Here is a 14360-nt window from a genome sequence, read left to right as displayed (position 1 = left end):
CTTGTGGACGGTTGTCTACGACTGTATCGTAATCTTTATCAACTGGTTGATCTTTTTCGTCCGTTACAGATGCTTTGATAGTGTTACCTTCAGTATCTACATAATGAACATATACATTACCCTTCACTTCTTTATAAACGTAAGTGATAGTTGATTTAGGTTTGTCAACTTTACCTTTAATTGGGTCAGATGATTCCAAGTGTCCATCTTCGTCAACTTTACCTACTGGGTAGTCACCTTTCGGTACGATCTTGTATGTCTTACCGTCTGGAGTCTTGATAGTGTTAGGTTTTTCACCTTCCTCAGTTGTGTTATATGGTGTGTCATATGGTGAGTTTGGTGTATCTTGACGAGGTTTTTGAATTTCTTTACCATCTTCTTCACGGATGTAAGTGATGATAACTTCACCAACTTTAGGTGTTTCACTTTCAGAATTTGATGAAGAGTTAGATGCTGATGCTGATACTGATGTAGAAAGTGAAGTTGAAGTACTCAATGATTCTGAAATGGATACAGAAGTTGAAACTGATTGGCTTGCTGATACTGATTCAGATGCTGATGCTGATTGGCTTGCTGATACTGATTCAGATGCTGATGCTGATTGGCTCGCTGATACTGATTCAGACGCTGATGCTGATTGGCTTGCTGATACTGATTCAGACGCTGATGCTGATTGGCTTGCTGATGCTGATTCAGACGCTGATACTGATGCAGATGCTGATACTGATTCAGATACTGATGCTGATACTGATGCAGATGCTGATACTGATTCTGACGCGCTTGCTGACTCTGATGCAGATGTTGATGCTGACTCAGACGCTGACGCTGATGCAGATTCTGACGCGCTTGCTGATTCTGATGCAGATGTTGATGCTGACTCTGATGCAGATTCTGATGTGCTTGCTGATTCAGATGCAGATGTAGAAGCAGATTCTGATTGTGACTCAGATACACTTGCTGATTCAACTTCTGATTGGCTCAATGATGCAGATGCAGATTCAGAACGAGATTGCGATTCTGATGTAGTATCAGATACAGATTCTGATTGACTTGCAGACTCTGATTGTGTATCAGACACTGATTGTGAAAGACTTGCAGATTCTGATTGTGTACCAGATGCTGATTGTGAAAGACTTGCAGAAGTCGATTGTGATACAGACTGTGATTTAGATACCACTTCAGACTCTGATTGTGACTTAGACACAGCTTGTGATTGTGATACAGATTGTGACTTAGACGCTACTTCTGATTGTGATACAGATTGTGACTTAGACGCTACTTCTGATTGTGATACAGATTGTGATTTAGACACTACTTCTGACTCAGATTGCGAGTTTGATGCAGAGTTTGAGAATGATTGTGATTGAGATGCAGACTCAGAATCACCCATTTTCTCAAAGTAATAGTTCACATCAGTTGATGGTTTAATCGCAGTAGGAATTGAGTAGTTGTTTGAGAATGAAGAGTAACCTTTCAACTCTGTATAAGTAATGCTTCCATCTGGTTGAGTTACCTTAGATTTTGCAACAATATCCGCATTACGTCCAGCAATCAAGTTCCAAGCGTTATTTCCCTTACCAGATGGTGTCAATGAAGGATCTGGTGCATCCGTAAATGGTTTTGCAAATCCTTCAGCAGCCTTGGTTTCATCGTGTACGAGGTATACTTTCTCTGTTGTAGACTGCCAACCAGTAATGACAAGTGATTTGCTTCCAGCAGTTTCGTTAACATCAATATAGTAGTCACCATTTTTGCTGTTTACTCTTGTAACTTTAGTCTCATCAGCTTTCCACTCTTCACCAGCTTTATTTACTTTACTAGTGTAGAGGAGTGTGTATTTAGATACGTCTTCTGTACCTACATCACTTGCGCTAAAGTTGCCTACTTGAGATGGATCAAGGGCATAGAATTTCGTTACAGTCGAACCATTTGTATCCACGATTTCAGAAATACGTTTCACATAATAGTGGTTGGCTCCACCTTGAAGTTCGACCAGTTTTTGACCGATAACACCCTTACCAAGGATACCAGATGTTTTTTGAGTAGAATCTGTTGTAGCAGCTACATGCTTGTAACCAGGGATATCACGGTTGTTTGAAGCTGTAAATTGTTGTCCTGCAAGACCCGTTTGTGTGTAGCTTGCAAGATCTGTTTCATTTCCAGTAGGCTTGTATAGTTGACCTGGAGTAGAGTTACCTTGGATAAGCTTATAGTGAGTTGTTTGATCAACTGTTGCATAAGGAACAGAAGTTTGAACGTTTGGCTTGTCTTCGTTTTCATTACCTGGGTAGTTTGTATCACGAATTTGAAGTGTTTCATACTCAAGGTTCGCATTTACCAATGAGAAGGTAACGTTTCCTGGATCAGTGCCGTTAGCACCTTTATAAGTCAAAGTGTTGGTTACATCAGAGTTGTTGTTGGTGATGTAGCTTGGAAGTGAGATATTGCTTTCACCCGCTTTGATTGTACGAGTGTAAACTTCTGAACCATCAGACTTCTTAACGATACGCAAGTAAACATCTGGGTTAGCTGAAAGGCTACCAGTGATGGCAGAACGATCTACTGAAAGAGTAGCATAGTAATCAAAGTTTGTTTTAGCCCCAGTAGTGTGGTTCGTCTTAAGGAATTGCCATACACCGAAAGTGAAACGATCAGCGTTTGGATCCAAAGCATAACCAGATTTATTGAAAGCTGCATCTTCAATCGTTGCACCGTTCGCATCTGTAATAACTGGAATTGTCGTTCCATTAGTGCTTGTTGAGATTGGTGACAACTGTGCTGAAATAGCTGGAGCACCATTTACTGTTGTATTGCCAGTAAATCCTGCTGCAGTCAAGGTTGCCATCATGTCATCTACTGACTTGCTCAAACGTTCGCGTTGGTCTGCGTATGATTGAGCTGAAGCATTAGCGTTGATCAAGCTGTTGCTTGCTGTCAATTCTGTTTGAACTTTAGCGATGGCAGCATCAAGTGCTGCTTTCTTTTCTGGAGTTGAAACAGTTGCTGAGTAGTCTCCTGCAATCTTGTTCAACAACGCTGCTTCTGAAGTGTTTTGTTCCAAAACAACTTTATCTTCAGCTTTCGCTACTGTTGTAGTAGCTTCTACATTTGCTTCAGAGCCAGCTGCTACAGTTGATTCGCTTGAAGCTGCTGAAAGTTCTGCTGAACCTTGTTCGCTCAATGAAACTGATAAAGATGCTGATACTTTTACAGATGTTGAGGCAGAAGCGCTAGCTGATTCTGTTGTTGATTGAGATTGAGATTCAGTAGTTGACTCAGTTGTTGATGCTGTTGTTGATTCAGACTGAGATTCTGTTGTTGATGTTGTACCAAGTACTGTACTTCCTTGTTCTACAAGAGCTTCACTTGAAAGCTCAGATGCAGTCGCAACGTCTGATCCTATTTCATCTGCTTTTGCAGTATTCGCTACTGTAGCTGCACCAAAAACAGCCCCAGCTGCTACGATCCCTTTGAGCAAGCCACGGCTTGTCATTTCTTTCACTGATACTGCGTCTTCACGCACTTCAGCTACAACAGTCTCTTCGACTTGACCACGAATGACTTTCAAAAGACCAAAGTTAGAAGTCGCAGCACGCAACCAGTTTTTACCTGATTTGATCAATTTGAAACGGGTCACACGATCCGTTTCACGGAATTCACCGTTCGAACGTTTAAAAAACATTTCTGTCTCCTTATTACATTTTTTATTTCCCTAACATTATAGACTAATCTGTCGATTTTTGGAAGCAATTATCCTTAATTATTGCTATTTTTTTATAATTTTTGTTTTAGATAGTGATAAAATCGTTTTCAGTAGGATCAATTTGTCAAACCGGGGCAATTTTTTGAAAAAATCCTATAATACTTTTACTTTAGAGGTAAAACAAAAAGCCCCATTTAATAGGGACTTTTCTGATAATTATCTGATTTTTTCCAACATGTTTTCAATGTGTTGGATGGATTTTTTGCGTCCAAGCAAGTAGATGGTATCTGGCAATTCAGGACCATGCATTTCACCTGAAACGGCGATACGGATTGGCATAAAGAGATTCTTCCCTTTGATCCCAGTTTCTTTTTGAACTGCTTTGATTTGTGGGAAGATATTTTCTGCCCCAAACTCATCGTCTGACATGGCTTCGAGTTTCGCTTTGAAGGCTTCAAGTACAGTTGGCACGGTTTCACCAGCCATGACTTCTCGCTCAGCTTCTGTCAATTCTGGAAAGTCTGAGAAGAAGAGGTCTGTCAATGGAACGATTTCGTCCACTGACTTCATTTGTGGTTTGTAGAGTTCCACCAATTTCTCAGCCTTGTCTGTCAAACGTCCTGCTTCTTCGAGGAATGGTTTAGCCATTTCAAAGATGGTCGCAAGATCCGCATTCTTGATATACTCATTGCTCATCCAGTCCATTTTCTTTTGGTCGAAAGCAGCTGGAGACTTGCTGAGACGATGTTCATCAAAGAGCTGGATAAGTTCTTCGCGAGAGAAGATTTCGTCTTCCCCACCAGGGTTCCAACCAAGAAGAGCGATAAAGTTAAAGACTGCTTCTGGAAGGTAGCCCTTCTTACGGTAATCTTCGATAAATTGAAGGGTGTTGGTGTCCCGTTTAGACAATTTCTTACCAGTTTCAGAGTTGATGATCAAGGTCATGTGTCCAAACTCTGGTGCTTCCCATCCAAGGGCTTCATAAACCATGAGCTGTTTTGGTGTGTTAGCAATATGGTCATCTCCACGGATAACGTGAGAGATTTGCATATCGTGGTCATCGATGACAACGGCAAAGTTGTAAGTTGGGTAGCCATCTTTCTTCTGGATGACCCAGTCACCACCGATATTGCCACCTTCGAACTCGATATCGCCTTTGACCATATCATGCCACTTGTAGATACCAGACTCATTCACTGCCAAACGAACCGTTGGAATCACACCTGCCGCTTCACGTTCTGCAATGTAAGCAGCTTTTTCTTCTTCGCTCATGCCAAGGTATTCGTTGATATAGCGAGGTGTTTCACCCGCCGCTTCTTGGCGTTCACGTTCAGCTGCCAACTCTTCTTCAGTAACGTAAGATTTGTAAGCTTTTCCTTCCGCCAAGAGTTGGTCGATGTATGTTTGATAGAGTTCCAAACGTTCAGACTGGCGGTAGTTTTCATGCGTCTCAGGACTTTCATCCCAGTCCATGCCCAACCAACGAAGGTTTTCAAGCTGTGAACGTTCTCCGTCTTCGACATGACGTTTGCGGTCCGTATCTTCGATACGGATGATAAAGGTTCCACCATGGTGGCGCGCATACAAGTAGTTAAACAATGCTGTACGAGCATTTCCGATGTGTAGTAGCCCTGTTGGACTTGGTGCATAACGCACACGAATATCTTTTGCCATATTTCTCTCCTCTTATCTTGTTCGCTATTTCTAGCTCATTTTTCAATCGTTCCTATTATACCACAAAGAAAGCAGGACTGAAATGAATAAGTGACCTTTCTAGCCTTTCTTCCTATATATAGGAAAAAAGTCAGAACAAATGCTCTGACTGATATCTAATCTATTTGTATCTTAGTTTAGTCTTTCTTCCAATTCAAAGTCGATTGGTAGGGTTTGTAAAAAGTGCTCCAACTCACGTTCCCAGTAGAACCATTCGTGCTTACCTGGGCTGTGGGTATAGGTGACATCCAAACCTAACTTTTCTAGTTCCTTGACTTCAAAATTATTGGCCTCATAAAGGAAATCCTGCTCCCCACACCAGATCCAGAGTTTGGTCTTCTTATCTGAAAACTTCTTGGCAGCCGTCTCTAGCGAGTAGGGACTGGTCGTCCAATCCTCAATCTCTCCAAAAATTCCCTTCCAAAAAGCTGGTTGTTCCAAGTCATTGTTTTCAAAGTCTCTATCATGGAAACTTAAAGCACCAGAAAAACTAGCTGCATGAGAGAAACGATTTGTCTTGAGAGCCAAGAGCAACGATCCATAGCCGCCCATGGATAGACCCGCAATAAAGGTTTTCTCCCGTTTCTTAGTCATATTCGGGAAGAAGCGAGAAAGGGTCTCTGGCAATTCTTTCGCAATGGCCGTGTAGTAGTTGTAGCCATACTGGGTATCTGTGTAAAAGCCATTATTGGTGTTGGGTAGGACCACGATCAGATTGGTATTGCGCAGGATGCGCTCCACATTGGTCCGCTTCAACCAAGAGTGGTGGTTGCCATTCATCCCGTGTAAGAGATAGAGAACAGGAATATCCGTATCCGCTGGATCTTCCACGCGCGATGCATCGGGATAAAGGACGGACACCCCCCACTCCATCTTCAAAGCTTCTGAATAATACTCAATCTGCATAACTGCCATTTGCTTTCCTCTTTCTACTGTTAAAAACACTCGGCAAGCCTTCGGCCGCCAAGCGTTTCAATTCTTCTATTATTTCACTTCCATCACGACTGGTAGGATGGCTGGACGACGTTTGGTTTGTTCAAATAAGAACTTAGACAAGTTGTCACGTACCAAACCTTTTAACTCACCCCAGTCAAAGCTATCTTGTGTCAAGTAATCTTCGACGCTTTGGTTGACCAATTCGCAACTTTCACGAAGAATATCCCGACTCTTCTTGACATAGACAAAACCACGGGTGTGCACGCGCGCTTTGGAAATAATCTTCTTCTCTTTGCGGTTCACCGTGATCGCCACGATAAAGATCCCGTCTTCTGACAAGACCTTGCGGTCACGAAGGACGATATTGCCGACATCACCAATGGCATTCCCATCAATCATGACATCTCCTGCTGAGACGTTACCGGCAGGGACGAAGTCCCCCTTTTCATACTCCATCACCGTTCCGCGTTTTGGAATAAAGATATTTTCAGGCAAGATACCGACTTCCATCGCCACTCGTGCATGGGCATCCAATTCACGGTACTCCCCTTGGATTGGGAAGAGATATTTAGGACGAAGAAGGTTGATCATCAACTGCAAGTCCCGTGCGTTTCCATGACCAGATACGCGCAAGCTTGACGTGATCAATTTGACAACTCCACCTGCTTGATAGATCATGTTTTCTACACGTGCCACCACTGCTTCTTTGGCAATAGACGGCGTTGTGACGATGTAGACCAAGTCCCCATCTTTGATTTCCACATAGCGGTGACGACCAATCGACATCTTACGCAAACCATTGATCGGTTCACCCATCCGGCCTGTTTCCAAAATGATCAATTCATGATCTTCAAAACGGCTCATTTCTTTTGGCTTGATCAAGAGTTTTTCGTTGGCAAGAGATAATTTATTCAAGCGAATGGCTGTGCGGACGATATTTTCCACATCAAACCCTGTCAAGACCACCCGGCGGCCAGTCCCAGCTGCAGCATCAAAGACCTGCTGGATCCGAGAAAGGTTGCTGGCTACCGCCGCTACGATGACACGACCATCCCAGTCCGCAATGGTATCCAGGATTTCATCGCCCACTTCTTGTTCACTAGCAACCTGCATCTTGCTATCTGCGTTGGCCGAATCACTCAGGAGGGCAAGCACACCCTCACGTCCAATCTCAGCTAGGCGAGCAAAGTCCGTCGCATAAGACTCGCTGGCAGTTTGGTCAAATTTAAAGTCTCCTGTGTAGACAATATTGCCCTCAGGAGTGCCAATCACAATCCCGATACTTTCAGGGATGGAGTGGGTAGTTTGAAAGAAAGATACGACGGCATCGCCAAAATCAATCTCAGAATTTTGATCGATGACATGGAAGTCGTTGAATTTCTTAACACTGTCATTGCTTTTGACAAAGAGTTTAGCCAACTCGATGGTCAACTCTGTCCCGAATACAGGGACTTTTGCTTCAGCCAAAAGATAAGGCAAAGCCCCAATGGCATCCGCGTGACCGTGGGTCAAGAAAACACCCGCAATACGGTCCTTATTTTCAAATAGATAATCCATGTTGGGGATGACGACATCCACCCCAAGTTGCTCATTTTCTGGATACTTCAAACCTGCATCCAAGACAAAAATTGAATCGTTCACTTCGGCAACGTAGAGATTTTTTCCATTTTCTCGAACACCGCCAAGAGTAACTAATTTAATACTACTCACTGTTGTCTCCTTTAGTGTGATTATTTTAATACTTACGGTCCTTGGTTACCCAAGTCGAATTACAGCTTTGCAAATACTTGCATATCCACTCTATTATACAATTTTTTTCTCTTTTTTTCAAAAAGCTTTCCACGGCAAAAAAGTCCTCTCATCTAAAGTAGATGAGAGGACTTTTAGGCGCCTATTTTTAGGGGGAAAAGACCCTAAAAATGATAATCTCCCCGTTTATTTTCAATGATCCGCATGGCTGCCTTGATCACATGGAATTTGCTCAGCAATTCCTCTAGGCGCTGACTATTTCGTTCGCTCAATTGGCCGTTTTTGACCGTTTGGGACAGGCGATAAAAGTCATCCAAATCCTCCCCAATGTTTTCAAACAGCTCCTTGGCTTCCTTGAGTCGATAGCGATTGACCAAGTGGTTCATGTCTTTTTTGAAAGAAGTGACATTGCTATCGTGAATGTCCGTATAAGCTTCCTCTTCTTCCTTAGACTCATGGTAATTAACCGCCTTAAAACAGGTGATAAATTCCCGACTTTTGATATTGCAGACAAAGATGACACCATCACTGGCTACATAGGCTTCTGTATTAGCTGGTTGAACCACATTACTATCATAAGGAGAGAGGGAGGGGAGGTGTTGGTTGATCCACCTGTTCAGGTGCTGATCATCTACGCCAAAGCGCTCAAAAGCTCTTTGCCGAAAATGGTCACGGCAACTATATTCTTGCGCATACGACAATCCCATACTCTCACCTCCTCCTGGGTATTTTATAAAAAATGGCCTCCAGTCTTACGGGACTAGAGGCCTGGTCTGCTTCGCTGACTTGGTGCAATTAACCTATTGGCTAACAAAACAATGTTTATGATGTTGATTTCATTTAATAGTATTTGTGTAAAATACCAGAGGTTTTCTTTGCTATCCCAAATCTAAATTTATGAGCTTTCGACTGGACGCATTGAAGTTTGAAAACCTTTATAAAAAGCTTCTACCTACTATTTCCACGTTTTCTTATGTCTCCGGACAAACTAAGCAGGCTTGCCCGACCGTCCAACCGATCCGACACACACGACATAACTGCTCTTTTACGATAAGAGCATGAACAGCTATCAGCAAAACAGGCCTAAAACGAAGTAACCTAAATTTTAACTCGATAAGGCATTGGTATCAATCCCTTCTTCATCTTTCTAACTATATTATACCCACCTACCTGAGAAATTGCAAGCGATTTCAGCTGAAACTAGTTCCTATTTTTATGTGGTTTTCTTCTGACCTCTTTCTAAGCTTTTTTGTTGTATAAGGCAGTCATTGAAGGAACGACGTATATTTATAAACAGTAACTTGTGTTTTAGAAAGAGAAAAAGCTAGAGAACAAGCTCTCTAGCTTAGCATGTAGACAAGACACAGTAGCTGATTGAACTCTTCTCTCGCTTGATCAGTTCGGAAGAATCCTAATCAGACTTGTGGGGGTAGGACGAAGAAGCGTTCATAAATCATATCGCTTCGGTCCTACTCCCTATTTTGACTGTATCCGCTATGCCCTTTGTATCTTAGTAAATGAACACGGGCTGCGGATTGTGTCAAAAAGATGAATCCTCCTAGAATCTGAAGATTCTGCGTCGTATTCCCTATTTTGACTGTATCCGCTACGCCCTTTGTATCTTATTCTTTCTCAAATAATTCATAGTAGTCTGCGATGGTCATTTGGGCTTTTTCTTCTTGATTGAGATCTTGGACGATATGCCCATCTTTCATCACAATCAAGCGATTTCCATATTTCAAAGCATCTTCCATATGGTGGGTGATCATAAGAGCCGTGAGGGCATCTTGTTTCACAAACTCATCCGTCAAGGTCATCAGAGCCTGGCTGGTTTTCGGATCCAAGGCTGCAGTGTGTTCATCTAATAGCAAAAGTTCTGGACGTTTTAGTGTCGCCATCAACAAGCTCAAAGCCTGACGTTGCCCCCCTGATAGAAACTCAACTGCTGTATCGATATGATTTTCCAAGCCATTGCCGATCTTAGCAAGAACTGTTTGAAACTCTTCTTTATAGCTTGCCAAGTGACGCGGAATCAAACCACGTTTTTCTCCACGAAACTTCGCTACCAAGAGATTTTCTGCCACTGTCATACGAGGCGCTGTTCCCATTTTAGGATCTTGAAAGACACGAGATAGGTACTTGGCTCTCTTCTCAGGAGAGTAGTTGGTCACATCTTCACCTAGAATATAGATCTTCCCGCTACTAACTGGAAGTGTCCCAGCAATGGTATTAAAGAGGGTTGATTTCCCAGCTCCATTGCCCCCTAAAATCGTGATAAAATCATGCTCTCGAATTTCCAAGGAGACATCATCCAGAATGACTTTTTCTTCATTCATCCCATTGCTCACAGCTTTGGTTACATTTTTTAATTCTACAATTGCTGTCATTTACTGAGTTTCGCTCCTTTCATGATTTTTCCCTTAAAGGTAGGAATCATCAGGCAGATAGCCAAGATCAAGGCACTGAAGATTCGGATATAGCTGGTATTGATGCCAAGCGCAATCACGGCCCAAATTAAAAATTGGTAGGCGATTGAACCGATTGCAATACTGAGCAAACGCTCTGTCAAGGTGACATTTGAAAAGAGAACCTCTCCAATAATGAGGCTGGCAAGCCCGATAACGATGACACCAATCCCTCGTGAAGCGTCCGCATAGCCTTCTTGTTGAGCCATCAGTGCACCAGAAAGAGCAATAATCCCATTTGAAATGACCAAGCCCATCAATTCCATCCGGTCGGTGTTGATCCCAAAACTTTTGGCCATGTCTGGATTGTCCCCTGTCGCAATATAGGCTTGACCCAAGCGTGTATCCAAGAAGAAGATCAAACCAAGGATCACAAGCGTTACGAAAATTAAACCAATCAGGATCTCATTGAACCCACTGGCAAAAGGAAGAAATTCCTGAATTTTTTTATAGCCCAAAAGTCCCAGATTAGCCCGCTGCATGACAAAGAGAATAACAGAGTTACAGGACGTCATCACCAGGATCCCTGACAAGAGCGTGGGGATTCTTCCTTTTGTGTAGAGAAGGCCCGTTGCAAGTCCCGCTAAGCATCCTGCACCAATAGCAGCCAGCGTCGCAAAGAGTGGGTTGACCCCTTTAGTAATCAAGGTCACCGCCACCGCTCCTCCAAGCGGGAAGGACCCTTCTGTCGTCATATCTGGAAAATCTAGAATTCGGAAGGTCATAAAGATTCCTAACCCTAAAATGGCCCAAATTAAACCTTGTGAAACAATTGAATTAATCATAGTTTCTCCCTTCGATAGTAGTAGTTTAATTGTAACATAAATATGGAAGAGAACCTATAGGAAATTGTCATCAATTCCCTTTAAATGCTTTTTTAAAAAACCAAAAGGTTGCCCTTCTGGTTTTTAATAGTTGGATTTTTTAAAGAATTGAAGAAAGATCTTAGTCTTCTTTTTTCTTTCGAGCAAGACCTAAGCCTGTTGCGATCATACCAAGTAAGCCAAGGCTCATAAGGGCCGTTGCAGATTCCGTACCTGTATTTGGCAATACTTCTTTCACCTTCACAATATCTGAGACCAAATTTTCTTCAACTTTTTGCTCTACCATTGGCGCAGGCGTATGGTAGCCAATCGTTGGTTTAGGCTCTGTCTTAGGTGTTGGTTGTGGTTCCGGTTGTGGTTCCGGTTGTGGTTCCGGTTGCGGTTCCGGTTGTGGCTCTTCTTTTGTAACAAGAATATTATTTTTATGCCATTCTACAGTCGGTTTTACCGTTTCTTTTAGCACAGGATCCTTTTCCAATTCAGGAGCTGTTGGCTTCACTGGTTGTTCTGGAACTTTTGGTTCCACCTTATAAAGTGGGCAAGCTGGTGGAACTGGAACTTCCTTTTCAACTGGAACATCTTTGATTTCAGGTTTTTCAGGAGCGGTTGGAGCAGTTGGTGCGGTTGGTTGCACTGGTTCTTCTCCTGGATCTTGAGGAAAGGCAACGTTTGAATTGATTGAGAACCAATAGAGAGTAGCTTCATCTGTCGCATTGGCTCCCTTGGCGGTAAATTCAAGATGGCCGTCTTTCAAGATAACAGCACCACCACCATAGTAGAGATAAGGACTTTTTGGATCATCCCAACCTTTAGTTGAACTTGAAGGATCCGCATTAAAGACTGCTCCTTCATTCATATACTGGTTCTGTTCCTTGGCAAATACTTCCTTCGTAGTTGGATCTTGATCAACACTAGAGTTTGGCAACTTAATAAACTCTTTATTCCCAATACTTACAGACTCTACGTGAGGAGTGTTTTGGTGCTTCATCCGTGGAGTGTAGGTCAAAATTCCTGAGGCCGCATCAACTGCATAGGTACCGACAATATCAGAATTATCCCCAAATTTATAGTCTTCTGTTCCAATAGAATGACCATTTCCTCCACCAGAAGCATTGACCGTCGTCACATCAAGGACAGTTTCTTCACTGACTGAGAAGCCATTCCCATCCCAAGTTGCTTTTTGACCAACGATCTTCAATGGATTATCAGCATCATTAAAGACTTGAGCGCTACCGAAGTTTGCATAGCCACGCTTCACAGCGACATCTGCTCCATCAAGACTAGGGTTACTACCATCTGAATAAGGATCCCAAGTTCCACGAACAGTGTTTCCATTGATATCTTTAGCTTCTACAAGAAGGGCACGAGGTTTGTCATTTTCAACATAAGAAGCTCCATTCCAGTGGTTTAAGGAATTCAAAGCCAAAATGGCATTATGGTTAGCTAAATTAATCAATTGATCATTTTCATCATAAAATTCAACATCAACACCAACTGTGACGGGTTGGTCTGTGTCAGTTGAGCTTCCGATTGTCATTGTTACCGCTGGATCATTGTAAATTTGAACGATTCCTCGACCGTCATTAGATGGCAAGCTTTTCACTTCATACTTGTAGACCACTTTAGCGATACGCTTGATATCACGACCTTCTTTGATATTAGCCTGGCGAAGACCCTTGTAAGTGACATCGAACTTGTCTCCAACTTTAACGACTGCCCACTCGATTTCATTATCTGCATATGGGTTCGTTGTTGTCAAATCGGAATCTTGTAGGTTCTTGGTTTCATACATCTTGGTAGCTTTACCGTCCCCATACAAGCGAGATTGACCTTCTTTTGTCAAATACGTAGTAAGACCTGTTGTTTGGTGGTAAAGCGTCGTTGTTTCCCCATCTGCCAACTCTTCTGGAAGTAAGGTCAAATCTTGTTTGTACTTCTCAGGGTTTCCACCACGCTCTTTAACCATCTTATTGAAGGCATCTTTAGCATCATCGTATTGCGCTTTTTTCTTCTTGTATAGTTCATTGTCAATCAAGTAAGCTGCTTGCGCTTCATCATAGAGGCGCTTTTTCTCCTTGTAGTCGGCTAATTTGATATCGTAAGCCTTTTGGGCCAAATTGTTTTCTGTCTCAACGGCTTGTTTGGCTTTAACAGACTCAATATAAGCTTTAAAAGCAGTTTGGTATTCTTCAAAGGCTTTTTCATAAGCCGCTTTTGCAGCCTGATTATCTGCTAGGGCTGCAGCATTTTCAGCCACTGCTTTTTCGTAAGCAACTTGCTCTTTGTTATAGGTTTCAACTTCCTTGTCATAAGCTACCTGAGCCGCTGCATTTTTCGCATCTACAACTGCTTTGTCCTTCTCATAAGTTGCTTGATTCGCTGCAACTTCTGCCTTATAGTCTGCTACGGTCTTATCCATAGCAATGGCTTGCTTCGCATAATCTTGCTCAGCAGTTTTTTCATCTGCTTGGGTCTTTGCTTCTGTTTCTGTAACTTCAAGTCCAGTAGTTACCGCATCGGTTTTCGCAGTCTCTAAATAATCTGGTACAGCAACTTCTTTAGTCTCAGTTGTCGATCTTGTTGGAGTAGCCGTTGTTGAAGTGACTGTTGTAGTAGCTGAAACAACTTCATCTGCAGAAACAGATGCAGCACCTGCTACTGCAAGAACCGTAGCGACTGCTACAGAACCAAAAGCGACAGACGTTTTTCGCAAGGCATACTTGGTAGTCTTACTACCTTTAATTAGTGACATATAGTTCCTTCTAACCTCTTTTTCAAATTTATTCTCATCAAAATCGACACATCGAACGTTGGTGTCTATTTTGGTAAAGCGATATTAACACTTGCCCCCTTATGTGTCAATATTATTTTTTGATTTTTTTCACATCTCCATTCAAATTTTGCTTCTTTTTTGATAAAACTCCTTGTTTATAAAAGTTTTCTTCTATATATGTCAAACGTTTGACATCT

General features: G+C 42.4%; 8 protein-coding genes. All 8 read right to left on the bottom strand.

Annotated features, from left to right (window positions below; all coding sequences use genetic code 11):
- Nucleotides 1-3682: accessory Sec-dependent serine-rich glycoprotein adhesin (locus O3626_RS08855; protein ID WP_371496462.1), on the bottom strand; the 3682-nt coding region annotated here is incomplete at its 3' end.
- 237 nt (nucleotides 3683-3919) lie between these two features.
- The gene (gene gltX / locus O3626_RS08850) at nucleotides 3920-5377 is read right to left on the bottom strand and encodes a glutamate--tRNA ligase (protein ID WP_371496460.1); all 1458 of its coding nucleotides are present in this window, start codon (nucleotides 5375-5377) and stop codon (nucleotides 3920-3922) included.
- Between the two features lie 171 nt (nucleotides 5378-5548).
- The gene (locus O3626_RS08845) at nucleotides 5549-6331 is read right to left on the bottom strand and encodes an alpha/beta hydrolase (RefSeq protein WP_371496458.1); all 783 of its coding nucleotides are present in this window, start codon (nucleotides 6329-6331) and stop codon (nucleotides 5549-5551) included.
- A 69-nt stretch (nucleotides 6332-6400) separates the two neighbouring features.
- Complete coding sequence (locus O3626_RS08840; protein ID WP_272106909.1) at nucleotides 6401-8062, bottom strand: ribonuclease J; 1662 nt, start codon at nucleotides 8060-8062, stop codon at nucleotides 6401-6403.
- A gap of 203 nt (nucleotides 8063-8265) precedes the next feature.
- A complete protein-coding gene (locus tag O3626_RS08835) occupies nucleotides 8266-8808 on the bottom strand; it encodes a hypothetical protein (protein WP_195311437.1) in 543 nt (180 codons plus the stop codon).
- 915 nt (nucleotides 8809-9723) lie between these two features.
- On the bottom strand, nucleotides 9724-10488 hold the full coding sequence (locus O3626_RS08830; protein WP_070464549.1) for an ABC transporter ATP-binding protein: 765 nt from the start codon (nucleotides 10486-10488) through the stop codon (nucleotides 9724-9726).
- Complete coding sequence (locus O3626_RS08825; RefSeq protein WP_371496455.1) at nucleotides 10485-11351, bottom strand: ABC transporter permease; 867 nt, start codon at nucleotides 11349-11351, stop codon at nucleotides 10485-10487. Before O3626_RS08825 ends, O3626_RS08830 begins: the two co-directional genes overlap by 4 nt.
- A gap of 160 nt (nucleotides 11352-11511) precedes the next feature.
- Complete coding sequence (locus O3626_RS08820; RefSeq protein ID WP_371496453.1) at nucleotides 11512-14142, bottom strand: GbpC/Spa domain-containing protein; 2631 nt, start codon at nucleotides 14140-14142, stop codon at nucleotides 11512-11514.
- Between the last annotated feature and the right edge of the window lie 218 nt (nucleotides 14143-14360).

This window comes from Streptococcus sp. 20925_1_77, assembly GCF_041432125.1.
Taxonomy (GTDB): domain Bacteria; phylum Bacillota; class Bacilli; order Lactobacillales; family Streptococcaceae; genus Streptococcus.
This window is presented reverse-complemented; position numbering and strand designations above follow the sequence as displayed.

Coding starts and splice junctions, on each gene's coding strand:
- O3626_RS08820 (WP_371496453.1), bottom strand. CDS start 14,142: ATGTCACTAATTAAAGGTAGTAAGACTACCAAGTATGCCTTGCGAAAA.
- gltX (WP_371496460.1), bottom strand. CDS start 5,377: ATGGCAAAAGATATTCGTGTGCGTTATGCACCAAGTCCAACAGGGCTA.
- O3626_RS08835 (WP_195311437.1), bottom strand. CDS start 8,808: ATGGGATTGTCGTATGCGCAAGAATATAGTTGCCGTGACCATTTTCGG.
- O3626_RS08845 (WP_371496458.1), bottom strand. CDS start 6,331: ATGGCAGTTATGCAGATTGAGTATTATTCAGAAGCTTTGAAGATGGAG.
- O3626_RS08825 (WP_371496455.1), bottom strand. CDS start 11,351: ATGATTAATTCAATTGTTTCACAAGGTTTAATTTGGGCCATTTTAGGG.
- O3626_RS08830 (WP_070464549.1), bottom strand. CDS start 10,488: ATGACAGCAATTGTAGAATTAAAAAATGTAACCAAAGCTGTGAGCAAT.